A 23252-nucleotide genomic window follows, 5' to 3' on the forward strand; every position below is an offset into this window, starting at 1 on the left:
GTGCGGCTGATTGGTGTCCTTTTTTATTTCAAAAAAACGGAGGTACACAAAATGGAAGATTTGCTTTTCGAATATAAAAGAGCGCTGAAAAACACGAAAAAACTGTATCGGGCCTATCAGGATGAACAAGGGCTGACTGCTGAACAATTGAAAGATAAAAAACTGATCAGAAACATGATGACCGATTTGGAATATGTGATCGACTGGCTTGAAAACGGAAGGGAGCCGGGAATCAGAAGGGCGATTGACAGGCGAGACGCTTATAAACGGATGCTACTGAAAGATCCGCTGATCATCGACACGTTCTCAGAACAGATTGCATTTGAACCGGCTCAAGAAGTGTCAGCGTACGATAAAGCCCGGATTGAAACCGCGCTGTCTGCCCTTACGGCACGCGAAAAAGAAATCTTCATTTTACATAAGGTCGAACAGTTTTCCTATGAGCGGATTGCCGCCATGCTCGGCATCAAAAAGTCTACTGTTCAAACCAATGTGAAACGGGCACAGCTGAAAATCGCGAAACAAATCGAAAAGCCTCTCGATTGTATGGCATAACGATATATCTGTCTTTTGTCATACGTTTGCCACCTATAAGTGAAAAGAGAAAAAATATAATAAAACATACAGTTCTTAAATGGAAGATTCATATAGCGATGAAATATTACTGTTTCCGGGAATGAGAGGCGGTGAAGATGAACAATGCCAAGGAAAAGGGATCCAAAAAGGGATGAAGCTTTTCGTCTCTATCAACAATACGGGGGAAACATTATGAATCTCGCAATCGCAAGAGAACTCGGTGTTTCAAATCAAAAAGTCAGCGTTTGGAAAACCCGTGACCGCTGGAAAGAGGCTGTAAACGGGGAGGATACGAGCAGAGGAAAAGCAGATATCCGCAATGAAGGGCTGAATGAACGGCAGCGTCTGTTTTGCATCTATTATGTGAAAAGCTTCAATGCTACCCAAGCAGCGATAAAAGCCGGCTACTCCCCTGCCAGCGCTCATGTGACAGGCTGCCGGCTTCTGAAAAATGAAAAGGTGGCCGATGAGATCAGGCGGATCAAAAAAGAGATGGTAGGGGAGATATTCGTTGAGGCGATGGATGTTCTCCAAGTCTATGTGAAAATCGCATTTGCCGATATGACCGATTATGTGACTTTCGGCAAAAAAGAGGTACAGGCTGTCGGAAAGTCCGGACCGCTGTTTGATGAAGAAAACAATCCGGTTATGAAAGAGATCAGCTTTGTCGATGTGAAACATTCCGACCTCGTCGATGGTACAGTCATCACAGAAGCGAAACTCGGGAAAGAAGGAATTGCAATCAAGCTGGCCGATAAAATGAAGGCGCTCGAGAAGCTCTCACAGTATTTCGATCTTTTCCCTGATTCATTTAAGCGGAAAATTGAAAATGAGAAGCTGAAGCTCGCCAAACAAAAAGCCGACAAAGATGCGGAATCAGGACCCGTTGAAGTGGTCATCACCAGAAAAGGTGATTTGGCTTGATTATAAAAGAAGTCAATCCGCATTTTGAAGATTATTTGTTTAACTGGGATCAGACGTTTCAATTTCTTGTCGGCGGATACGGTTCGTCAAAAAGCTATCATACTGCTTTAAAAGTTGTATTAAAGCTGCTGCAGGAAAAGCGCACCGCTCTCGTTGTAAGGGAAGTGTTTGAAACACACAGGGATTCGACTTTTTCTTTATTCGCAACCATTATCGATGAGCTGGGTGTTCAAACGGCGGCAGAGGCCGTTTCTTCTCCGATGCACATCAGGTTTGCAAACGGCAGCCGGATTATTTTTAAAGGGATGGACAACCCGGCGAAATTGAAATCCGTCAACAACATCTCGCTGATTTGGATCGAAGAATGTTCGGAAGTGAAGTATGAAGGCTTCAAGGAACTAATCGGCCGGCTGAGGCATCCTGATCACAGGCTGTATATGATATTGACGACAAACCCCGTCAGCCAGTCAAACTGGACGTACAGACACTTTTTCAAGGATGAGCGGAACAAGCGGTTTATTTTGGATGATGAGGTTTTGTATGAAAAGCGGGTCGCTGTCGTCGGTGATACGTATTACCACCATTCTACAGCGGATGACAACCTGTTTTTGCCGAAAAGCTACCTCAAACAGCTTGATGATATGAAAGCATATGATCCCGATCTGTACCGGATTGCCAGAAAAGGACGGTTCGGGGTAAACGGCACCAGGGTTCTGCCGCAATTTGAAGTGATGGAGCATGAGGAGGTCATGAGACAGATCTCCGCCATTTCCAACCCGCTGAAGAGAACCGGAATGGATTTCGGATTTGAGGCATCATACAATGCCGTCGTCCGGGCGGCCGTCGATCCCGACAAAAAATATCTCTATATTTATTGGGAGTACTACAAAAATAAAATGACAGACGACAAGACGGCCGAGGAGCTTAACGAATTCGCGGTTACGAAGGAGCTGATCAAAGCCGATCCCGCTGAGCCGAAAAGCATTCAGTTTTTCAGGCAGAACGGCTTCAACATGACAGCAGCCCGCAAGTTCCAAGGCTCGCGCCTGCAATATACGAAAAAAATCAAGCGGTTTAAAAAAATATTCTGTTCTGACCGATGTGCCAATACGATCTACGAATTGCAGCCGCTGACCTATGCGACGGATAAAAACGGCAATCTGAAGGAGGATCAGTTTACAATTGATCCGCACACACTTTCCGCGCTATGGTACGCGCTTGATGATTATGAAGTCACCGATTTGAAGGCTGAGCCGGAAGTGAGAAAACGGCCGAACAGGAAAAGGGGGAGATAGTGTATGTCCACTCAGCAAACGGTAAGAGCAAAAGTCATGAAATCCCGTTTTCACGAGCCTGTAACAAAACAAATATATGAAGATCAATTTTCGGAGATCTACGGAGATGAGATTATCGCACCGCCGTACAATTTGAAAGAACTGAAAGCCATTGCCGAATATTCTTCAATTCTCCAGCAATGCATTGACGCCTATAAAACGAATATTGCAGGGTTCGGGCTTGATGTCGAGTACGCTTTTGATTTTAATGGTGCGGATGTGACGCCCGATAAGAAAAAGGCTGCTGAGACCGATTGGACAAGGCTTGAAGATTTTTGCCGCCATCTTCATTTCGATGAATCGGCTGAAACGATTTTAAGCCATATGATAGAGGACCGCGAAAAAACGGGGAACGGGTTTTTGGAGGTGCTCAGAAACGGCACGGGGCAGCCGGCCGGAATTGAATATCTCGATGTCAAAAATATGCGCGTATGCGGATTGACAGAACCGATCGAAGTGGAATTTGCCTACATGGAAAACGGATCGCTAAAAAACATCAAAAGGGAAAAAAGGTTCCGCAAATACGTTCAGATGATTGAAGGCAGGAAGGTGTACTTTAAAGAGTACGGCGATCCGCGCGTCATGGATATGACCACCGGAGCGTTTGACAGACAGACTCCGCCTGAACGAAGTGCGAATGAAGCGATCCATTTTAAAATCGGCAGCGGCGTCTACGGCGTTCCGCGCTGGATCGGAAATATCGTCAACCTGTACGGAGCGCGGAAAGCGGAAGAGCTGAATTATATGTATTTCAGACAAGGCCGGCACGTCCCCGCCGTTATTACGGTTGAAAACGGCATGCTCTCAGAGGCTTCGTACAGAGAGCTGCAGGAATATATGAACGACTTGGAAGGCGTTGAAAATGCCCACAAATTTTTGCTGATCGAAGCGGAGGGGATCGCACAGGAAAAAGACATTCACGGCAGCCAGGACATTACGCCGGTGAAAGTGGACATCAAATCACTCGCCGAAATTTTGCAGGAAGATGCGCTGTTTCTTGAATATGACGAGAAAACGCGGAATAAAATCCGCTCTTCCTTCAGGCTTCCGCCGCTCTACACCGGTGATGCCCATGAATATAACAGGGCGACAGCCGATACAGCCCGCAAAATCACCGAAGAACAGGTTTTTGAACCGGAGCGGAAAATATTGATCGGCAAGCTGAATACGCTGTTTCTCCGTGATTTAAACATTTTCCATGCGAGGCTCCAATTGAAAGGACCGGACTTTCGCGATCCGCTTGAGATTGCAAAAGTGCTCGGTCCTTTTATTCAGGCGGGGGCGGTATCTGCAAATGATCTGCGCGACCTGGCCGGCAGAGTGCTCGGTAAGACGCTTGATGAATGGCCGGAGGAAGAATTCAGCAGGCCGCTCGGTTACCAGCAAAGCGCAAAGCGTGCTGAAGCAGAAGCCGGAGCGCTGCTGCCCGAACTGCAGGAAGTCGTCGAGACATTGAAACAGATCACTGAAAGGAGGTGAACACTTCGTGCCGAGAGAGCTTAAAAATGCCAAGATCAATTTCGTCAGTTATGTCGACAAAGCGGCGAACAAAAAGAAATTCTTTATGACGAAATCGAGTGAATCGCCGACATTTGAAAAGGAAGTCAAGCTGATTGCGAAAGCCGAGGATGAAAAGAAGCTCGTCTACGGCGTGGTCTACGAGCCGGACATTCAGGATGCCCACGGCGATTTTATGTCGGCTGACGAAATCCAAAAAGCCGCCCACGGTTTTCTGAAAAATGCCCGGAAGATCGACAAAGATCACAATTTCCAGGGAGGCGTCGGAGAAGTCGTGGAGTCCTATGTTGCGCCGGCTGATTTTGAAGTGAACGGCGAAACGATTGTGAAAGGCTCTTGGGTGCTGGTGACAAAAGCCGGCGATGAGATCTGGGAACAGATTAAAAAAGGAAGCATCACCGGCTACAGCATGGCGGGCACTGCCGAAACGGTCGAACACCCGCCCCGCGCCGGCTCTAAAACCGATGAGACCGGCAGTTTCTTTCAGCTGTTTAAGCAGTTTTTTGCCGGCGACAAACAAAAAACGGGAGAGGAAGAAAAAAAGATGAAACGATCAGAAGTTCAAGGAACGATTGAAGCCGTCTTGGCTCCGCTTCTCAAACGTCTTGACGATTTGGAAGGGGATAAAGCGGCGGACGAAAAAGAGCAGCAGACAGACCAGGATGCACATGTGAAGGAAATCGTCGAGGACATGCTCGCCCCTCTGATTGCGCGCATCGAAGCACTCGAAAAGATGAGAGGTGCCTCAAAGCAGGCAGCGGCTGAAAAAGAAGGAGAAGAAGAAGTTAAAAAATCGATTTGGAGCGGATTGCTTTAATTTGGAGGAGGAAGAACATGAGAAATCAAGAGATTATTCGTAAAGCCGAGATGTCGCTTGCGACGTTGAAAAGCGGAGGATTAATGAATCCGGCGCAGGCTTCTGCATTTATTCGCATGGTGCAAAACACGCCGACAATTTTCAGCGAATCACGTGTGATTCAAATGGAAAACGACTCGCAAAAATTTGAAAAAATCGGTTTTGGCCAGCGGATTTTAAGAGCGGCTGATGAAGGTAAAGCATTGGCGAAGGACCAATTAACCGCACCGGTGACCAGCACGGTTGAACTGAATGCGAAAGAAGTCATTGCCGAAGTCAACATTACTTATGACACGCTCGAAAATAACATTGAAAAAGACGGCCTTCAACAGACGCTGATGCAAATGCTGGCGGAACGGGCCGCTGTGGATATTGAAGAACTGATCGTCAACGGTGATGTTGCGTCTTCAGATCCATACCTTGCTCAACTTGACGGGATCCGGAAGCAGTCCGTCTCTCACATCGTCGATGCAGGCGGGGAGCAAATCAGCCGACAGCTTTTCAAACAGGGGCTGAAAGCTGTTCCGGCAAAATATATGCGCGTTCCGCAGGAATTCAGATTCTACACATCGCTCGGTCAGGAGATCGAATGGAAAGACCGCGTCGCAGACCGTCAAACCACTCTCGGGGATGCGGCCGTACAGGGCGGGCTATCAACCGCTTTTGGCGTGCCTGTTAAAGGGGTCTCAAATATTCAGCCGTATGCGTACGGAGAAGGAGATGCAGCCGCCGAAGCATCAGACATTATTTTGACGCATCCGAAAAATATTATTCTCGGTTTCTCGCGCAATATCAGAATTGAAGTCGATAAAGACATTCGCGCACGCAAATTTATCATTGTCCTGACGGCAAAACTGGACAGCAAATTCGAAGAAGAAGACGCGGTTGCAAAAATCGTCAATGTAAAAGAGTAAATGCCTGAGTCCGAACGTTTTCACTGAAAGCATCGCCAATCGGCGGGAAACGAGTCCGAGTACAAGCGAAAGCGCCCCGGACAACAGCTAAAAGCTCTGGAAGGATGTGATGAACATGCTGATCACGCCCGACGATATCATTCAATATTCCGTTATTGAAGCCGTGAAAAACCGGCCGCAGGAATTGCTACGGCAGGATATCCTTGAAGCCGAAGCGGAAGCCGAGCAGATCACGGGGCATCGTTTTACAGATGAAAAATATGATCCGCTGCCGGAAAAGGCAAGGCTCGCTTTGCTGCAGCTGGCACAGTACTTTGCATTGAAAAACGGTGATGAATCGCTTTTGAAAGGCTACAAATCTGAGAAATTGGGTGACTACTCCTATACGCTCTCAAGAAGCGGTGGCCTGGCGAAGCCCGACGTCTATAAACTGCTCGAAGAATTTATTCTTGATTATGAATCTGTCCGATTCAAGGTGCGGCCGCTATGAGCTACAAAAGTCTATTAAGCGACCGTTGCGATATCTATCATTTAAAGGAAGATCATGCAGAGGAAGCAAGGTACGGCATTCCCGCGCCAAACCTGCAGCCGATTCGCACATACGGGGAAACCCCCGATCTTCAAAACGTTCCCTGCTATTTTACGGAAAAAAATCAGTCGATCGTCCAGCAAGATCCCGAACAGGTCATTTATCATTCATATTTGGCCCATTTTCCGGCGGATGCAGATGTGCGCCTTCACGATCTTGCGGTCTGGAACGGTGTCAGCTACACGCTACAGCAGCCGCGCAACATCAAAGGCCATCACCTGGAAGTCTTAGCGGTCAGGGATGAAAAACTATGAAAATCAAAGGATTGAAACAGCTATCGCGGACGCTGGAAAAAGCGGGGCAGAGCGGCTTTCGAACTGAAGCTGCCAAGTGGCTTGAACAGACGGGAACCGATTTTTTAGATCTGGTCCGCGACGAAATTGTACGCGCCGGATCGATTGATACCGGCAGCCTTTTGCGCTCTTTCAAGCGACGGGCTGAAGGGAACATATGGGAAATCGAAAAAGGCGGACTCACGCTTGAAGTCGGGACGGAGTTAGAGTACGCCTCATTCGTAAATGACGGCCATTGGACAGGCGGAAAAGAGGAAGTCAGGTGGATTCCGGGACAATGGCACAGCGGCCGATTTCAATACGATCCCGGTTCTTCGTCCGGCATGGCTTTAAAACGGCAATGGGTAAAGGGAACAGGCTATTGGGAGCATGCGCTTTACATATTTGAGCGTTTATTTGAAAAACGCCTGAATGAAAGGCTGCAAACATGGCTGAATTCCCTTTAAGGAGGTGAAGCTTTGAACGACGAAACGGGATCTGTTATGAATTTTTTTTATCAAGTCTTTCCTGTCGTCTGTTATGAAAAGGAAATACCCGACCATTTTCAAATACCGTCGCTATATTTTCCGTCCCCTTCTGTTTTTGATGAAAATGATACGGTTTCAACATTTAAAAAAGTCTTCACCCTGAATGTGAAACTGTTTCACCATGATTCACAGCAGGCCCACGATCATGCCGAGCGCATTGCAGACGCCGTAAGGGAAGCGCGGCACATCATCCCGCTCATTGACCGGTTGGGTAAAGACACAGGAGACAACTTGAGGATCAGCCGGATCGAGACGAGGATAGGGGATTCCGGCACCGCGTCCATTATTATTCAATGGAACAGCCGCTACTGGTACAAACGGGAAAACGAACTTTCTCTGGAAACAATCGATTTTACAAACGGGGTGAAATAATTGACAGTCAGCAAAAAAACAAAGACCGAAGCAAAAAAGGCGCCTCTTGAGGAACGAGAAGCGCTGTTCTACATCGAGGATCTGAGGGAGCACGCGAAAGAGCTTTTCGGCATTAAACCGGAAGTTCTCGACGGTGCTCTTTTTCATGTGAAAGAAGAGCAGATTTCAAAGCTTGAGGCAAGTCAGCTTATTCAAACATTTTTAGCCAAGGAGGTCATGAATTAATGAACGGCGGAACATTTACACCAGGCAAAGAAAAAGATCGTGCCGGCATTTATTTTAATTTTAAAACGACAGCAGAGGAGCGGGTTTCCGTCGGGGACCGCGGCACAGTTGCCCTTCCTGTCGTCATGAGCTGGGGGGAGCCGAAATCATTCGTATCGATTTCCAGCATTGAAGATTTAAATAAAAAAGTGGGATTGAACATCGATGATCCGTCTCTTCTGCTTTTCCGCGAAGCGAAGAAAAACGCACAGACCGTTTTGCTGTACCGTCTGAACACGGGAGCGCCGGCGAAAGCCCAAATCGGCGAAACGCTGAGTGTAACGGCAAAATACGGAGGCGAGAAAGGGAACGACATTTCAATCCGCATTTCCGAAAATGTGCTCGATTCTAAAAAGTTTGATGTCACAACCTTTGTCGGAACAGATGAAGCTGACCGACAAACCGTCAAAACGGCAGAAGAGCTTACCGCAAATGCGTACGTCGCGTTTCAAGGGGAAGGCGCGCTTGAACTGACAGCGGGCACAAAACTGGAAGGCGGAGAGAACGGAACAGCAAGCGTTGCCGATTACACCGCGTTTTTAGATGCGGCCGAAACGGAATACTTCAATACGATCGCACTTCCGGTTGCAGACAATGAACAGCTGAAAGCCACTTTTGCCGCTTTCATCAAACGCCTCCGCGATAAGCAGGGCCAGAAAGTCCAAGGCGTAGTCGCCGATTATGCCGGAGACGATGAAGGCATCATCAATGTAACGGGAGGCGTCGTGCTGGAAGACGGCACAGAAATCACGCCTGAAAAAGCGACGGCATGGGTTGCCGGAGCAAGCGCAGGCGCGACTTTTAACCAGTCGCTGACATTTGTCGAATACGAAGGAGCTGTTGATGTTCTGAACCGTCTGGATGAAGATCAGGTCATCGAACGTCTGAAAAAAGGCGAGTTTTTATTTACGTTTGATGCACGCGATCAATCGGTCAGTGTCGAAAAAGACATCAACTCTTTAACGAGTTTCACTGCCGACAAAAACAAAAAATTCTCGAAAAATAAAATCATCCGCGTCCTTGACGGAGTTAACAATGATTTGACCCGCGAATTAAAGGCTTTAATCAAAGCGCGAAAAGCAAGCGGCAGCGACATTCCTGTATCTGACGACGGTTTGCAGTACGTCAAAACGCTGATCATTCAGTATATGACGGCGCTTCAGGAAGCCGGCGGCATTACCGGTTTTGATTCTGAAAGCGATATTGCCATCACACTGAATGAAGACCGCGACGGGTTTTTAATCGATTTGGCCGTTCAGCCGGTTGATGCAGCAGAAAAATTCTACTTTAATGTGGAGGTAAAATAATATGGCATTAAAAGCGCAAAACACGATTTCCGGAAAAGAAGGCCGTCTTTTTCTCGACGGACAAGAGATGGCTCATATCAAAACATTTGAGGCAAACGTCGAAAAGAATAAAGCCGAAGTCAATATTATGGGCCGCCGCATGACGGGCCACAAGACAACAGGTGCAAACGGCACGGGGACGGCGACATTTTATAAAGTCACGTCTCAATTTGTCACATTAATGATGAACTATGTAAAAAAAGGCGATGATCCGTATTTCACGCTCCAGGCCGTCCTTGACGACCAGTCATCAGGCCGCGGAACGGAACGTGTCACACTGTATGACGTGAATTTTGACTCAGCCAAAATCGCCGGCCTTGACGTCGATTCAGAAGCGCTGGAAGAAGAAGTGCCGTTCACATTTGAAGATTTTGACGTTCCTGAAAAACTGAAAGATACGTTTTAAAAAAGAGCCCCGTATCCCGCTTTTTAAACTTAGATCGCAAAGGCTGGTCTTAAAGAAGGAAGCCGATTCAGTAGTCAGGACATTTAACACCAAGCACTCTCGCCAAGCCGAGGGTGCTTTTTCATTGCCAATTTAAAAATTGAATGTTAAAGGAGCAAGCAGACATGAGCGAAAAACAAGAAGAAAAAGTATATGATTTATCCTTTTTTATGCCGGGACAAACCGTTGAAGCCGAGGAAATCAAAGTGCCGATCTCAAAGCGGTTCGTCGATAAAAAGGGCAATGTCATTCCGTTTGTGTTTAAGCCGATTACAACCGAGCGCATTGACGAGCTTGAAAAAGAAAATACGACTTATAAAAACATCAAAGGCAGGGGCCGCGTCAAGGATCTCGACACCCAGCGCTTTTACGCCCGAATCGCCATTGAATCGACGATCTATCCTGATTTCCGTTCAAAGGAATTAAGAGAAGCCTATCAAACGGCCGACCCGGTCGAAGTAGCCAAACGCGTTCTGTCAGTCGGAGGGGAATATGCGAACTGGCTCAACAAAGCGATTGAAATCAACGGCTTTGAAGACGACCTTGAAGATCTGGAAGAAGAAGCAAAAAACTAATCAAGGATGGGAATAAAGAAGCGGTGTATCTCTATTTTGCGATGCACGAACTTCACTATTCTCCATCCCAGCTCCGGGAGCTGTACGAAGCCCCAAAACCGTTTAAAGCATTTTTATACGGACTCATCAGCTACAAACTTCAAATCTTGGAAAAAGAAGCGAGGAAAGGAGGTACATAATCCATGGCAAAACTGACGGCACGTTTTGACCTTGAAGACCGGGTATCTAAGAAGCTGCGAAGGATTCAGAAGGGGTTTACGGTTTTAGAAAAGAGAGCCGAACGATTGAACAGGCAAATCAAAATTAACATCAAAACGGAAGATCAGGCTTTTTTTCGGCTTAAAAAACTGAACAATTACCTGATGAGAAAGTTCATTCACTCCGTAAATATTGGGGTGATTATAGATGACCAGGCATCCGCTCAACTAATAGAAATACAAAGAAGATTAAAAAGAATCCCGCCAGAAACAACCGTTAAGTTAAATTTAGCGGACAATGTCTCACAAAAGTTAACTAAAATTAAAAGGATGCTCTCTAAGCGTGAATATTCCTTTTCAATCTCTGCTGAAGACCGTGTAACATTAACAGTTAAAAAAATAATCGGCTACCTCAAAAACAATTTGAAAAAAGGTTACTCAGTTCAGTTATATGTGCTTGATAAAATAACGAAAACAGCAAGCAGAATTGCCTCACTCTTAAAAAAACTAGAGAAAACGTACATTGTCACAATTGATTTAAACGACAAGGCGACGAATAAAATCAAAAACAAAAAAGTTTCAGGCGAAACATCAGAAGTCAAACACAATAAAAAGAGATCTTTCTTCGAACAAGGAAAAGACTTGTTAGGTGAATGGTGGAAAAAATCAGGATGGCCTTGGATAAAGGATACTGGGAAGGAAATTGGCAAGGCATTTGTAGATCGATTTAAAGATAGACTGATGGAGAAATTGAACAATGATATTTTTGATAAAATCATTGATAAAATCTTAGGCCCTCAGTCAACAAAAGGTTCTCAGTCAAAATCAAGTGGTTCAGGTCATGAACAATGCTGCTGTTTATATCCGCAGAAAGAGTTGCTAAGTTCAACCGGAAATAGTCAAACGGTCTCTGTTTCAGGTTCAAGTGAAGAGCATAAAGGTTGGAATTTAAAAAGCCTATCAAGGGGAATTATACCTGCTGCCAAGATTCTCTTCTATTTAAAAAGTTTAAGGCCCGCCAAAGAACCCGGTAAACTTGCAAAATTATTAGAGCCCTTAAAACCAACGCTTGAAAAATTAAAGCCGCTAGGTAAAAAATTAAGTCCGCTAGGCAAACTTTTGCCGCTTACAGATCTAATCGGCATCAACAAAGATAACGCAGGCGAAAAAATTGGTTCTGTAGGCGGCCGTATGTTAGGCACTTATGGTGGAGAAGCTGCCGGAGCGACACTTGGAGGATTGGTTGCAGGACCTCCGGGTGCAGTGATTGGGGGAGTAGTGGGCGGCTTTGCAGGCGGGATGGGCGGAGAAAAGGCAGGCGGTTCCCTCGGTAAAATGTTTGACACTTCCCAATTGAAGGAAGATCTCATGAACACGCTGTTTAATGGAGACTGGTGGAGCGAACAGTGGGATTCCCTTAGTCAAACCGCTTCAAATACATTTTTAAATGGCGACTGGTGGGGAGAAAAATGGGGATCTCTTAAAGAAACAGCCACAAATACGTTTTTAAATGGAAACTGGTGGGCTGAACAAGCCGGCTATCTTTATGGCACTTTGGAAGCTACATTTTTAGGTCCATTGAGTAATGTTTGGGGAACCATTGCAGGAACAATCAGCGAGACGATTTTTAACGGGGACTGGTGGAGTGAAAAATGGAACAATGCAGTAACATGGGCGCAGAATACGTGGGACGGAGCTGTCTCTGTATGGGACTCCATTACAGGAACCATTAAAGACACCGTTTTCAATGGAGACTGGTGGGGTGAACAATGGGGCAACGCTGTAACATGGGCGCAGAATACATGGGACGGAGCTGTCTCTGTATGGGACTCCATTACAGGAACCATTAAAGACACCGTTTTTAATGGAGACTGGTGGGGTGAACAATGGGACAACGCAGTGTCATGGGCGCAGAATGCGTGGGACGGAGCCGTCTCTGTATGGAACTCCATTACAGGAACCATTAAAGACACCGTTTTCAATGGGGACTGGTGGTCTGACCAATGGAATAGCGCTTTAGAAAGGGGTAAAAGTATTTTCGAAGGCGCGAAAAGCTGGGTCGGAGAGAAAGTTGAATATTTTCAAAAAGGTCGGGAAAGAGCCCATAAGGATCATGGCTTTGACGGCTATGCAACAGGCGGCTACATCACAAAACCGACCATCTCCTGGATCGGTGAAGCCGGAAACGAATTTGTCATCCCGACGGAAAACAACCGGGGACGCGGGAAGATGCTGCTTGCCCAGGCCGCGACTAAGCTCGGCATGCGCGTTGTTGACGACATGGGGGCCGCGGCGGGAGACGGGGGAGCTTCTTCTCCGGTTTCAAGCACCGCTTCATATTCGGCTTCTGTGTCGCCTGCTGTCGGCGTCGGGAATATAACGGCAGAGGCGCAGGCTTTCGGTCGGGAATTCACCGGCGGCTTTGACAAAGGGATCGGCTCAAACGCTCCTTCCCTTGATCAATGGAAGCAAAAAAACATCAGCAAGCCGTTTAGCAGCCTGCCGGCAGAATCGTCTAATTACGGAAAACAGGCGGTCGCCGGGTTCGCTTCCGGGCAAAATACTACCGCGACCGGAACGGGCGGTTTTCTTCAAGCAAAAGTAAATGCGCCTTATCAAACAACGGTGAAGACGTCATCTTCCTGGGGCGCAAATACAGTCAAAAACTTCGCTTCCGGGCAAAATGCAACACCGACCGGGACATCGCAGTATGTTGATAAAAATATCAACAAGCCGTTCCTTGATTCGAAACAGTCGGCTGCAGGCTGGGGATCAGGAATGGTCGGACACTTTATCAGCGGCATGAATGGAAAAGGCAGCGAAGTTTCTCAAGCTGCAAACAACTTGGCGAAAAAAGTGGAAAAAGCGTTTCGCGAAGAGCTGGATATTCATTCTCCGTCCCGGGTTATGATGAATCTCGGGCGTTTTGCGTCGGTCGGGATTGTCAAAGGTTTAAGTTCTGTCGATGTCAAAAGTTTTGCGGAAAAACAAGCGGGCTCACTGGCTGCTGCGTTTTCCGGAATCGGCGCCGTCGGCGGAAATGTAAAGTCGTGGCTGATGCAGGCGATCATGGCTACCGGTTCACCGGCGTCGTGGCTGCAGCCGCTTTCTGTCATTGCTCAAAAGGAATCCGGCGGAAATCCGCGCGCCTCTAACGGCTGGGACATTAACGCCAAGCGGGGAGACCCGAGCAGAGGTTTGATGCAGACGATCGGCCAAACGTTTAATGCGTACAAAGGAAAAGGAATGAATGATATTTTCAATCCTGTTCACAACGCGGTAGCGGCCATCAATTACATCAAATCGCGATACGGGTCGCCATTTAACACGCCGGGGATTAAAAGCATGGCAAGAGGCGGAGCTTATAAAGGCTATGCCAACGGCGGCCTGATCACCAGCGAGCAGATCGCCCGCGTGGGTGAAGGCGGCAAGCGCGAATGGATCATTCCCGAAGAACGCGGCATCCGCGGCAGATATTTGCTTCAACGGGCTGCAGGCGCGCTCGGAATGGAAGTGCATAACCCCGCTGAAGGATCCGGTTCCATTTCAAGCGGTCAGGCGGCTGCAGCCACCGCAGGCGGGGCCCGATTCCGGCAGCCGGCTGGAAACGGCGCCAAAGAAGTCAACATCTATATTACCGGCGACAATCATTATCACAGTGAGCGCGACCAGGAAACATTGATTGCGAAAATCAAGCGCGCTCTTGTCGATGAGCTTGAACGGGATATCCATATTGGGACGAAAGGAAGCGTAGCTTATGACTAAATCCGTGTACGAATTTTGGCTGACGCAAGGAAAGGAAAAGCTGCGCCTCCCTGTGCTTCCCGAGCAGCTTGACGTCAGCAATAATCTTGCGAACGAGTCTGTAAAGGTGTCAAAGTTCGGCGAGGTTACATTTATCAATGAACCGGGAGCAAAGACGATTTCATTTTCGTCTCATTTTCCGAAAAAGTATTCTCCGCTTGCGGAATATAAAGGGTTTCTTTCGCCGGAGAACGCGATTCTCAAAATCGAGAAGTGGATGAAAGCAAAAAAACCGGTTCAATTCCTCGTCACGGGCACGAAGATCAATTTCACATGCAGCATCGAAAACTTTTCGCATCGTGAGGGTGAAAAGGATATCGGTGACCGGGATTTTGATCTCACATTAAAAGAGTATCAAACAGCATCACCTCGGAAGATCAAGCAAAAAAAGAAAACGAAGAAAAAACGGCCGTCCAAACCGGCTCCAAAAATGTACACCGTCAAAAAAGGCGATACGCTCTGGCACATCGCAGGCCGTTTTTACGGAAACAGTCAGGAATGGCGGAAAATTTGGAACGCGAACAAACAGGCGATGATCAAACGAAGCAAGCGAAACATCAAACAGCCGGGGCACTGGATTTTTCCGGGGCAAAAGCTGAAAATACCATAAAAAGATGCGCCGGGTGAACCGGCGTTTTTCTGTTAAATCAAAAGCAGGGGATAGCGATGATCGAATTATTTGTCATAAAAGAAAGCGAATGGTATGAACTTGTCACCGAAAGCGTCACATTGGAAGGAGAAAGGTACCAGGCCCCTCGTTCGATCGAAGCGTCGATTGTGATCAAGCAGGGAAGCCATAAATATTACAGCGTGCAGGAAGGCGATACCGTTTTATTTAAATGGAAAGGAAAAGAACTGTTTCGCGGAATTGTGTTCAGCAGGGTGCCGAAAGAATATACGCTTACGTTTAAAGCGTACGACATGCTTCAGTACTTGGTGAAAAACCAGGATGTCTATGTATTCTCGAACAAAACAGCCGCTGACATTGTCAAACGAATTGCGAACGATTTTCAAATTCCCAAAGGCCCGATCACAAGCACCGGACATACGATTAAATCACTCGTCTTTAAAGACAATACGAGCCTGTATGACATCATCTTAAAAGCGCTGAGGGAAACAAAAAAGCAAACCGGAAAAAACTATCAGCTGTATGCCGAAAAAGGAAAGCTGTGTTTAAGAGCGTGGCCCGAGCCAGAGGATATCTGGGTTTTGGAAACGGGTGTGAACATTACGGACTACGCTTACAGTACGTCAATCGATGAAACGGCAACCCGGGTGAAGCTGAGAAAGCAGAAAGATAACAAAACCTATACCGCATCAGCCAGTGATGAAGCCGGTATGAAAAGATACGGCATTCTCCAGTATACAGAAACGGTTTCGGATGATATTAACGAGGCGCAGCTGCGCAACCGGGCGAAGAAGATACAGGCTGAAAAGAAAGGCGTCAAAAAAGAGCTAAAAAGCATACAGGCGCTCGGTATACCGGAAGTCCAAAGCGGACTGCCGGTTTATATATCGATTCCGGAAGCGGGCATTAAAGAAACCTATTGGGTTGATAAAGATAAACACGATTTTGCAGGGACAAAGCATGTGATGACGATTGATGTCGTCGCGAAAAATACAATACCTGAAGGAGCGACTTCATGAAATTAAGCGATGTGATAAAAGAGCTTGCTCTAGGAGCCGTAAACGCTGAATCGCCTGTTGATGTCATGCCGGCTGAAGTCGTGTCCGCTTCTCCGCTCAAGCTGAAGCTCCGCAATCATGATAAATTGGTGATCCCCTCCGACTTACTGGTGGTCGCCAGGCATTTGACAGAACATACGGAACAGATCCGGATTGACGGAGAAGACAAAACGATTCGCTTTTACAGCCAATTGCATGCCGGCGACCACGTGATGATTGCCGCCATGCCTGGAGGGCAGTCGTTTTTCGTGATAGACAGAGTGTAGGAGTAGGAGGTGGCTCGGATGGCTCTTTCACCGGAAGTATCTTTTGAAGATATCGAGGATGACAGCGAAGTGATTGAGACTTCAAAAACGTACAAAATTGATTTTGAAACGGGCAGGATGACGGGTGATATGATTTCAGGACTCGAAGCGGTCGAACAAATGGTTTACATGGCGCTGAGAACTGAGCGCTACGCATACGCCGTTTACAGCCATAACATCGGAAATGAGCTGCAGGAAGTTCTTTCAGATCATGAAACGACCGACGCTTATAAAGAAATGGAGATACCGAGACTGATTGAGGAAGCCCTCATATATGACGACCGAATTTCTGCGGTAACCGATTTCGAGATTGAGCGTCAAGGCGATGCCTTCCATGTGTCTTTTTCGGTTGAAACCGATGAAGGGACATTGGAAATCGAGGAGGTGATAGGGGAAGATGTTTGAAAACCAGACATTTGAAGAGATTATGGAACGCATGCTTGAGCGGGTTTCGGATGAGATTGACAAGCGTGAAAACAGCGTTATTTGGAATGCGCTTGCCCCGGCAGCTGCCGAGCTGGCGCTTTCTTATATTTGGCTTGATCAAGTGCTGAATTTGGTTTATGCGGATACGGCTGAGGGCGAATATTTGGACAGAAGGGCGGATGAGGCCGGTCTTGAGCGCTATCAAGCGTCCAAAGCTATTTGGTCAGCAGCCTTTACGGATGGCGTATCGGTTCCCCCAGGAACCCGCTTCTTTCTGGAAGACTTATATTTTACCATGCTCGAAGACGGCAAGCTTGAATGTGAAACGGCCGGGACAAAAGGAAACGCCAATCTCTCGGGGCGGCCTTTACTTCCGCTCGATACCATTCCAGGGCTTGAAAAGGCGGTTATGGGAAGTCTTGAAATTCCCGGCCGTGATGAGGAGACGGATGAATCGCTGTATGAAAGGTATTTGATCCGCGTCCGCCGCGAAGCGGTCAGCGCGAATCAGATGCATTACAAACAATGGGCCGAAGAAGTGGACGGCGTGGGCAAAGCGAAGGTCTTTCCGCTGTGGAATGGCGAGGGAACCGTAAAGGTTGTCATTACAAACGCGAAAATGGAACCTGCCTCTGATGCATTAATCGAAAGAATCAAGCAATATATCGATCCCGATCCGGGAAAAGGGGAAGGTATGGCGCCGATCGGAGCTTATACTGCGGTTGAAAGTGCGGTCTGGAAAGACGTCAGCATATCTGCAAAAATCATTCCTGAATCAGGCCGGACGATCGATGAAGCCAAACAGGAAATTGCAGAAAAAATCACAGAGCTGTTTAAAGAAATGGCCTTTAAAGAAAGCGTCATCCGTCTCTCGCAGATCAACAACATGATCTATGAATCGTCCTCTGTCAGTGACTATTCGGAAGTCTTCATCAACGGGGAAGCGAAAAATCTGCAGTTGACAGAAACGGAAATTCCAAAGCTGGGGCAGGTGACCATCATTGAGCAAGATTGATGAAATGGCTTTTCATCTGCCGCCATACTTGACGGAAATCCGGGAGATCCAAGACATTTTAGCGGCCGAGGCGCCCGAATTTGAGAAGCAAAATCAAGAGATTTTCGATATAACAGACCAGCTTTTCGTCACGACGGCCACATGGGGGCTGGACAGGTGGGAAAAGATTTTGAATGTCAGACGCGAGGCTTCAGACGGCGTTGATATTCGAAGGGCACGACTGTTAACCAAGATGTCCAATATTCCGCCGATTACTGCGCGCTCGATCGAGCGCGCGGTTAATGCTTTTTTAAAACAGCCGTCCGCCTCCGTCAGACTGACGGCCGGACGGTATCATTTTTTGCTGAGCGTAAACGGTGAGGATCTGCAGTTTATACCTTCGATCATTCAAACCGTCAATCATATGAAGCCCGCCCATTTGGCTTATACATTCCGGGGCGGGTTTCATTATGAATATCGGCCGCCGAAAAGCATTCATAACAGACTTGTTTTAAGAAGCAAAAACGGATTTTTCGGTACGATACCGGTTTATTTGGACGGACAGTATCTGCTTGATGATTCATTCTACTTGAACGGTTTTCGAGAAATCGACGGTCTGCCCCGCAGGTTTAAACAGCAGCTCACACTGCGCCACAAGAAGCGGCAATACATCCGGTCCGCCTTGAGCTTGACGATAAAGGCGACCGCTGAAAACCGGCGGAAACAGCAAACAAAAGCAGGCATGAAAACCTGCATTAGCAATCAAAACAAACACATCCAGTCCTTCAAAATCAGCTGCAAATGCGAGCATGAATTTAAGCAAGCAGGCTCGCTAGAAATGAGGGAGAAGTGGTGGACGTTAAACGGCGCATTTTTGCTCGACGGAACGAAGCAGCTGGCAGCAGCGGCGCAAAAAATCGCATTGTAAAGGAGAAATCAAAATGGCACAACAATTAACAGTGACAACGCTTTATGCGAGACAGCAAATGGCAAAAGCACGGGCTGAGGGGGGCAAGCTCACCAAAATCACAAAAATGGCTTTCGGAAACGGAGGTACAAACGATAAAGGTGAACCCGTTGCTTTACAGGGCAACGAACAGGCGCTGAAAAACGAACTCTTGCAAAAGGAAATCGACGGCTTTGTCTTCATGGAGCCGGCGAAAGTCCGCTATACATGCACTTTGGGAGAAAGCGAACTGGCAGGAGAGACGATCAACGAGCTTGCCCTTGTCGATGAAGCCGGAAAATTCACAGCGGTCAGAACGATGACAGACAAGCAAAAAGACGGCGACATCGAGTTCGTCTTCGAAATCGACGACATTTATTAAAGGAGCTGAAACAAGGTGGACATCCAAAAACCGAGACGCTTTGAAACGACAGACCGCGCCCATGCCGATTTGTTTAACGAAGCGATAGATCAGCTGAATGTGAACGATGAACGGATTGCAAAGCGGGCTGAGGAAGCTGAAGAAAAGGCTAAAACGTATACTGATGCGCATGCCAGCGACCATTCGATTCACATCACTGACAAAGAACGGGAAAAATGGAGCGCAGGGCAGTTATATAAATTAACCGAAAATAACGGAAAAGTCTTTTACAGAGGCAGTTCAGAAACAACAGATTTTAACACTTTGACAGAGACAGGCATGTATCTCATCTATAATGAAGGAATCAACTCACCACCTTCATCAAATCGGATATTTTTGCTTGTCATGAGCTTCGGCAATACTTTAGTTCAGGCTGCCTATGAATCGTACGAAGGGAAACAGTCGTATTTTAGATTTAGAAAATCCGATTCAACAACGTGGACGCCATGGCAGACCCATGAAACGACTAATGGTGCGCAAGCCAAGGTTGATGCTCATGAACGAAATACAAATCTCCATGTGAATGAAGATGAGCGGGAAAAATGGAACAATGCACAACTATATAAAATGACAAATGATAACGGAAAACGCTTAAAATTGGATGCCGGAACAGATGTGCTTGCGTTGCCCACGGGATTTTATTACGGCGTCAACAGTTCGCTCATTAATGTGCCAAACCCCAGTAATACAGGCTGGTTTAATTATGATGTTTTCGAAGGGGAATCGGGAAGGAAAACAATTGTTGTGACTGCAAGCTATCACTCGATCATGTGGTTTGGGATGGTTCATACAGATGGTCTGTTCCGAGGATGGAAGAGAGTAGTGACAGATGATGACTCAAACGTTGCTTGGCAGACCCCAACGTTGACAAATGGATGGAAACAGTATGGGTCACACAAAGTCCGGTTTTGTAAAAATGTTCTTGGTGAAGTCGAAATCATCGGATCAATAACGGGCGGGACGATTGGTTTTGATGTTCCTGCGTTTACGCTGCCTGAGGGGTTCCGTCCAATTCAAATGATGCACTTTATTGGTGTTGCATCAAGTGTAGGTACGGGGTCAACACCCCAATATCACCGCACACTGATCGATACTGACGGAAGGGTATGCATTCAATCCAGTTCAAATACCGTAAATCCAAACGAGTTTATTACTTTCGGATTTAAGTTCAGGGCTGCACAGTAAAATCAATAGATTACTTTTTCAAAGAGGGGGGGGGCAATATAAATTGGATATCCAAAAACCGAAGCCTTTTCGGACGACGGACAAAGCCCACGCTGATTTGTTTAATCAGGTTATCGATCAGCTGAATACAAATGATGAGTCGATTGCACAGTTTGCCGCCGAAGCTGAACAACGTTCAACTGCCTATACAGACAGGCACACTTCGAAAAAGGATAACCCGCATGGTGTAACAAAAACCCAGGTCGGTCTGGGGGAAGTGATCAATAAAAGGCAGGCTACAAAAGATGAATTTGACTTGCATCATAACGATCAAACACGGCATGTTACTGAGGATGAAAGAGATAAATGGAACGGAAGCCAGATTTTTAATATTACCGGGGTCGATGGACAAGCAAAGGTATATATAAGCGCTGAAGATGACTTTCAAACGGTTCTCCCACATTATACCGGGCTGGTACATTTTACGGCAGCTTCAGGAGCATCAAACGGACCAGGCGCGGCCGTTCGAGGAATTTGGACTTGCAACGCTTTAGGTAACTATGGTCATGTGATCGCGTTTGACAATGCAAACAGAACCTATCGGAAAACAATATCCGGTGGCAACTGGACTGAGTGGACAGAATTAGTCTCCGTTGAGAGTCTTGAGGCAAAGCTGACGAACTTAACTTGGCACTTTCCAACGCTTTTAAATGAATGGGTTAACTATGCGGATAGCACGAAAGCCCGTTATACAAAAGATGCAACCGGCACGGTATTTGTAGAAGGTGCAATTGCAAAAGGAAAGATTGGTTTTAATATTCCTGCATTCGTGTTGCCGAAAGGTTATCGGCCGTCACGCGCCTTTCAATTTGTAGGTGTAGCATCTCAACTGGGCATGTCCAATACTCCGCAGTATCATCGCTTACAGGTGAGTGTTGATGGTAATGTTGTGATCGAAAACTGCTCGAATACAGTAAATCCAAATGAATATATCAGTTTTGGATTTAGTTTTAAAGCCACATAGATTTTTAAAAAATCATTTAAACAATATGAGAGAGGGAATTAAAATGCTGGAAGCACCAGAACTGGATATCTTCCAAAAAGAAGTTCAGGAAATGAAAGCTGATCAAAAATCACTCGAACAGCGCGTCAGCACACTCGAACGAACATCAGACCGCCACGATCAGCAAATCATCTCGATTAACGAAAAGCTGAACAAAATCGAAGAGAATACAACTTGGATCAAGCGCAGCATCACAGGCGCGATCATTACAGCGGTCAGCACCGGCATCATCGGCGGAGCGATCGCTGTTTTTTATAATTTATTGCAGAAATAAGGGAGGACAAGATGATGAAACATATTGACAAAGGCACGGTCGTCAGGACGGTGCTTCTTTTTATTGCGCTGGTCAATCAGACGTTGATCATGTTTGGAAAGCCGGTTTTACCGGTCGCCGAAGATCAAATTCATACATTGGCGGATGCCCTGTATTCGGCAGGGTCTGCGGCTTTTACGATCGTTGCATCACTGGTTGCCTGGTATAAGAACAACTATGTGACGAGCAAAGGGAAAATGCAACAAGAGGTTTTACAGAAAAAAGGTTTAACGAAATGAAGCCGTCTTTGAGGCGGCTTTCTGAATTGAATGTGAAAAGGGATGATGAAGTTTGGTCAAAGTCATCAAGAACTTTGTAAAAGTCAATCAATACACCCGTCCCGGGCTGAAGCTTGCGGCAGTCAATGGAATTGTCATGCATTGGACGGCGACGCCCGGGGCTTCCGCTTTAAATGAGCGCAATTATTTCAATGGCACTTGCATTATTGACAAGCGTTATGCCTCGGCTCACTATTTTGTCGACCGCCATGAGGCACAGCATGTTATTCCCGATCAGGAAGTCGCTTATCATGCGCATGATCAAAACCGCTGCTATGTCAGCTTCCTGAAGCCGAATGCCAATACCATGGCGCTCGGGGTCGAAATGTGCGTGGAAAAAGACGGTACCATCCATGAGGAGACGATTCGCAATGCGGCGGAGCTTGTAGCGGATTTGTGCAAGACATACGGTTTGTCCACAGATCGGATTGTCCGCCATTACGATGTCACCAACAAAAGCTGTCCAACCCCGTGGGTGAAAGATGCCGGCCAATTGTCAGCTTTCCGTAAAAGAGTAGACGCCATTTTGGGAACGAAAACCGTATCCGTGTCGGCTGCCTCCACCAGCAAAACAAGCTCATCGTCGGGCATTATACTCAAAAAAGGAATGTCAGGCGCTCATGTGAAAAAGCTGCAAACGCGCTTGATCGCGGCCGGTTTTTCGCTGCCCAAATACGGGGCGGACGGAAGCTACGGAAACGAGACGGTGCAAGCGGTTGCTTCTTTACAAAAGAAAGCGGGAATTAAAGCCGATGGCATTTACGGCCCGGCAACTGAAAAAGCCCTCACAGCCGCTGAAGCGTCAGCGGGCGGTAAGAGCAAGACATGGACTCTTCCCGCCGGAATTTATAAGGTGAAAAGCCCGCTGATGAAAGGAACGGCCGTCACACAAATTCAGACAGCCCTTGCGGCTCTTTATTATTACCCTGATAAAGGGGCCAAAAACCACGGGATCGACGGATACTACGGAGTGAAGACGGCAAACGCGGTGAAACGTTTTCAGCTGATGTACGGTTTGGGGGCGGACGGAATATACGGACCGAAGACAAAAGCGAAAATCCTTGCTCTCTTGAAATAAAGGAACTTTTAAAGTTCCTTTATATTTTTAAAATTTTCAAAAAT

General features: G+C 46.9%; 28 protein-coding genes. All 28 read left to right on the forward strand.

The features are described from left to right. The first annotated feature begins 51 nt into the window (after positions 1-51). The 28 genes from CP943_RS07305 (at position 52) to CP943_RS07440 (ending at position 23208) form a co-directional block, all read left to right on the forward strand. A complete protein-coding gene (locus CP943_RS07305) occupies positions 52-555 on the forward strand; it encodes a sigma-70 family RNA polymerase sigma factor (RefSeq protein WP_020451012.1) in 504 nt (167 codons plus the stop codon). Positions 556-699: 144 nt separating this feature from the next. Then, a complete protein-coding gene (locus tag CP943_RS07310) occupies positions 700-1500 on the forward strand; it encodes a terminase small subunit (RefSeq protein WP_105980890.1) in 801 nt (266 codons plus the stop codon). Further along, the gene (locus tag CP943_RS07315; RefSeq protein ID WP_020451014.1) at positions 1497-2795 is read left to right on the forward strand and encodes a PBSX family phage terminase large subunit; all 1299 of its coding nucleotides are present in this window, start codon (positions 1497-1499) and stop codon (positions 2793-2795) included. Before CP943_RS07310 ends, CP943_RS07315 begins: the two co-directional genes overlap by 4 nt. Before the next feature lie 3 nt (positions 2796-2798). Then, positions 2799-4313: a phage portal protein gene (locus CP943_RS07320; RefSeq protein ID WP_020451015.1), complete on the forward strand. Its 1515-nt coding sequence runs from the start codon at positions 2799-2801 to the stop codon at positions 4311-4313. Between the two features lie 7 nt (positions 4314-4320). After that, positions 4321-5169, forward strand: coding sequence for an XkdF-like putative serine protease domain-containing protein (locus CP943_RS07325; RefSeq protein WP_020451016.1), 849 nt, complete (start codon positions 4321-4323; stop codon positions 5167-5169). Positions 5170-5186: 17 nt separating this feature from the next. Further along, complete coding sequence (locus CP943_RS07330) at positions 5187-6122, forward strand: phage major capsid family protein (RefSeq protein ID WP_020451017.1); 936 nt, start codon at positions 5187-5189, stop codon at positions 6120-6122. A gap of 115 nt (positions 6123-6237) precedes the next feature. Beyond that, complete coding sequence (gene yqbG, locus CP943_RS07335; RefSeq protein ID WP_023856716.1) at positions 6238-6612, forward strand: protein YqbG; 375 nt, start codon at positions 6238-6240, stop codon at positions 6610-6612. Further along, a complete protein-coding gene (locus CP943_RS07340; protein WP_026579862.1) occupies positions 6609-6965 on the forward strand; it encodes a YqbH/XkdH family protein in 357 nt (118 codons plus the stop codon). The genes yqbG and CP943_RS07340 overlap by 4 nt, the downstream gene beginning before the upstream one ends. Continuing rightward, positions 6962-7450: an HK97 gp10 family phage protein gene (locus tag CP943_RS07345; RefSeq protein ID WP_035338942.1), complete on the forward strand. Its 489-nt coding sequence runs from the start codon at positions 6962-6964 to the stop codon at positions 7448-7450. The genes CP943_RS07340 and CP943_RS07345 overlap by 4 nt, the downstream gene beginning before the upstream one ends. A gap of 12 nt (positions 7451-7462) precedes the next feature. Next, complete coding sequence (locus tag CP943_RS07350) at positions 7463-7903, forward strand: hypothetical protein (RefSeq protein WP_035338940.1); 441 nt, start codon at positions 7463-7465, stop codon at positions 7901-7903. Continuing rightward, the gene (locus CP943_RS07355) at positions 7904-8128 is read left to right on the forward strand and encodes a YqzN/YkzM domain-containing protein (RefSeq protein ID WP_020451022.1); all 225 of its coding nucleotides are present in this window, start codon (positions 7904-7906) and stop codon (positions 8126-8128) included. Further along, positions 8128-9474, forward strand: coding sequence for a phage tail sheath family protein (locus CP943_RS07360; RefSeq protein WP_105980891.1), 1347 nt, complete (start codon positions 8128-8130; stop codon positions 9472-9474). The genes CP943_RS07355 and CP943_RS07360 overlap by 1 nt, the downstream gene beginning before the upstream one ends. Position 9475: 1 nt before the next feature. Then, positions 9476-9919 carry a phage tail tube protein gene (locus CP943_RS07365; protein WP_003180830.1) on the forward strand — a complete coding sequence of 148 codons (444 nt, stop codon included), beginning with the start codon at positions 9476-9478 and terminating at the stop codon, positions 9917-9919. Positions 9920-10083: 164 nt separating this feature from the next. Beyond that, entirely contained in the window at positions 10084-10533 is a 450-nt protein-coding gene (locus CP943_RS07370) for a phage tail assembly chaperone (protein ID WP_023856720.1), read from the forward strand. A 41-nt stretch (positions 10534-10574) separates the two neighbouring features. Then, positions 10575-10712, forward strand: coding sequence for a hypothetical protein (locus CP943_RS07375; RefSeq protein WP_095290311.1), 138 nt, complete (start codon positions 10575-10577; stop codon positions 10710-10712). Between the two features lie 3 nt (positions 10713-10715). Next, a complete protein-coding gene (locus CP943_RS07380) occupies positions 10716-14495 on the forward strand; it encodes a transglycosylase SLT domain-containing protein (protein WP_105980892.1) in 3780 nt (1259 codons plus the stop codon). Further along, positions 14488-15144, forward strand: coding sequence for a LysM peptidoglycan-binding domain-containing protein (locus tag CP943_RS07385; RefSeq protein WP_020451028.1), 657 nt, complete (start codon positions 14488-14490; stop codon positions 15142-15144). The genes CP943_RS07380 and CP943_RS07385 overlap by 8 nt, the downstream gene beginning before the upstream one ends. A 56-nt stretch (positions 15145-15200) precedes the next feature. Beyond that, positions 15201-16181 carry an XkdQ/YqbQ family protein gene (locus tag CP943_RS07390; RefSeq protein WP_103749039.1) on the forward strand — a complete coding sequence of 327 codons (981 nt, stop codon included), beginning with the start codon at positions 15201-15203 and terminating at the stop codon, positions 16179-16181. Next, complete coding sequence (locus CP943_RS07395; protein WP_026579856.1) at positions 16178-16486, forward strand: DUF2577 domain-containing protein; 309 nt, start codon at positions 16178-16180, stop codon at positions 16484-16486. Before CP943_RS07390 ends, CP943_RS07395 begins: the two co-directional genes overlap by 4 nt. An 18-nt stretch (positions 16487-16504) precedes the next feature. Beyond that, the gene (locus CP943_RS07400; RefSeq protein WP_043925288.1) at positions 16505-16930 is read left to right on the forward strand and encodes a DUF2634 domain-containing protein; all 426 of its coding nucleotides are present in this window, start codon (positions 16505-16507) and stop codon (positions 16928-16930) included. Beyond that, complete coding sequence (locus tag CP943_RS07405; protein WP_105980893.1) at positions 16923-17966, forward strand: baseplate J/gp47 family protein; 1044 nt, start codon at positions 16923-16925, stop codon at positions 17964-17966. The genes CP943_RS07400 and CP943_RS07405 overlap by 8 nt, the downstream gene beginning before the upstream one ends. Further along, positions 17953-18873 (forward strand): YmfQ family protein, encoded by a 921-nt coding sequence (locus tag CP943_RS22975; RefSeq protein WP_026579853.1) that lies wholly within the window; start codon positions 17953-17955, stop codon positions 18871-18873. Before CP943_RS07405 ends, CP943_RS22975 begins: the two co-directional genes overlap by 14 nt. Positions 18874-18886: 13 nt before the next feature. Next, entirely contained in the window at positions 18887-19273 is a 387-nt protein-coding gene (locus CP943_RS07415) for a phage tail-collar fiber domain-containing protein (RefSeq protein ID WP_020451034.1), read from the forward strand. 15 nt (positions 19274-19288) lie between these two features. After that, positions 19289-20497, forward strand: coding sequence for a pyocin knob domain-containing protein (locus CP943_RS07420; RefSeq protein WP_026579852.1), 1209 nt, complete (start codon positions 19289-19291; stop codon positions 20495-20497). A 43-nt stretch (positions 20498-20540) separates the two neighbouring features. Further along, the gene (locus CP943_RS07425; protein ID WP_026579851.1) at positions 20541-21500 is read left to right on the forward strand and encodes a hypothetical protein; all 960 of its coding nucleotides are present in this window, start codon (positions 20541-20543) and stop codon (positions 21498-21500) included. Positions 21501-21543: 43 nt separating this feature from the next. Beyond that, positions 21544-21813 carry a hemolysin XhlA family protein gene (locus tag CP943_RS07430; protein ID WP_026579850.1) on the forward strand — a complete coding sequence of 90 codons (270 nt, stop codon included), beginning with the start codon at positions 21544-21546 and terminating at the stop codon, positions 21811-21813. Between the two features lie 14 nt (positions 21814-21827). Next, the gene (locus tag CP943_RS07435; protein WP_026579849.1) at positions 21828-22091 is read left to right on the forward strand and encodes a phage holin; all 264 of its coding nucleotides are present in this window, start codon (positions 21828-21830) and stop codon (positions 22089-22091) included. 52 nt (positions 22092-22143) lie between these two features. Beyond that, the gene (locus CP943_RS07440; protein WP_026579848.1) at positions 22144-23208 is read left to right on the forward strand and encodes a peptidoglycan recognition protein family protein; all 1065 of its coding nucleotides are present in this window, start codon (positions 22144-22146) and stop codon (positions 23206-23208) included. Positions 23209-23252 lie beyond the last annotated feature (44 nt).

Source organism: Bacillus paralicheniformis, assembly GCF_002993925.1.
In the GTDB taxonomy this organism is placed as follows: Bacteria; Bacillota; Bacilli; order Bacillales; family Bacillaceae; genus Bacillus; species Bacillus paralicheniformis.

Excerpts from the sequence above, each read along its gene's own strand:
- CP943_RS07305 (WP_020451012.1), top strand. The coding sequence starts at position 52 with ATGGAAGATTTGCTTTTCGAATATAAAAGAGCGCTGAAAAACACGAAA.
- CP943_RS07310 (WP_105980890.1), top strand. The coding sequence starts at position 700 with ATGCCAAGGAAAAGGGATCCAAAAAGGGATGAAGCTTTTCGTCTCTAT.
- CP943_RS07320 (WP_020451015.1), top strand. The coding sequence starts at position 2,799 with ATGTCCACTCAGCAAACGGTAAGAGCAAAAGTCATGAAATCCCGTTTT.
- CP943_RS07330 (WP_020451017.1), top strand. The coding sequence starts at position 5,187 with ATGAGAAATCAAGAGATTATTCGTAAAGCCGAGATGTCGCTTGCGACG.
- yqbG (WP_023856716.1), top strand. The coding sequence starts at position 6,238 with ATGCTGATCACGCCCGACGATATCATTCAATATTCCGTTATTGAAGCC.
- CP943_RS07340 (WP_026579862.1), top strand. The coding sequence starts at position 6,609 with ATGAGCTACAAAAGTCTATTAAGCGACCGTTGCGATATCTATCATTTA.
- CP943_RS07345 (WP_035338942.1), top strand. The coding sequence starts at position 6,962 with ATGAAAATCAAAGGATTGAAACAGCTATCGCGGACGCTGGAAAAAGCG.
- CP943_RS07360 (WP_105980891.1), top strand. The coding sequence starts at position 8,128 with ATGAACGGCGGAACATTTACACCAGGCAAAGAAAAAGATCGTGCCGGC.
- CP943_RS07365 (WP_003180830.1), top strand. The coding sequence starts at position 9,476 with ATGGCATTAAAAGCGCAAAACACGATTTCCGGAAAAGAAGGCCGTCTT.
- CP943_RS07370 (WP_023856720.1), top strand. The coding sequence starts at position 10,084 with ATGAGCGAAAAACAAGAAGAAAAAGTATATGATTTATCCTTTTTTATG.
- CP943_RS07375 (WP_095290311.1), top strand. The coding sequence starts at position 10,575 with ATGCACGAACTTCACTATTCTCCATCCCAGCTCCGGGAGCTGTACGAA.
- CP943_RS07380 (WP_105980892.1), top strand. The coding sequence starts at position 10,716 with ATGGCAAAACTGACGGCACGTTTTGACCTTGAAGACCGGGTATCTAAG.
- CP943_RS07385 (WP_020451028.1), top strand. The coding sequence starts at position 14,488 with ATGACTAAATCCGTGTACGAATTTTGGCTGACGCAAGGAAAGGAAAAG.
- CP943_RS07390 (WP_103749039.1), top strand. The coding sequence starts at position 15,201 with ATGATCGAATTATTTGTCATAAAAGAAAGCGAATGGTATGAACTTGTC.
- CP943_RS07395 (WP_026579856.1), top strand. The coding sequence starts at position 16,178 with ATGAAATTAAGCGATGTGATAAAAGAGCTTGCTCTAGGAGCCGTAAAC.
- CP943_RS07400 (WP_043925288.1), top strand. The coding sequence starts at position 16,505 with ATGGCTCTTTCACCGGAAGTATCTTTTGAAGATATCGAGGATGACAGC.
- CP943_RS07405 (WP_105980893.1), top strand. The coding sequence starts at position 16,923 with ATGTTTGAAAACCAGACATTTGAAGAGATTATGGAACGCATGCTTGAG.
- CP943_RS07415 (WP_020451034.1), top strand. The coding sequence starts at position 18,887 with ATGGCACAACAATTAACAGTGACAACGCTTTATGCGAGACAGCAAATG.
- CP943_RS07430 (WP_026579850.1), top strand. The coding sequence starts at position 21,544 with ATGCTGGAAGCACCAGAACTGGATATCTTCCAAAAAGAAGTTCAGGAA.
- CP943_RS07435 (WP_026579849.1), top strand. The coding sequence starts at position 21,828 with ATGAAACATATTGACAAAGGCACGGTCGTCAGGACGGTGCTTCTTTTT.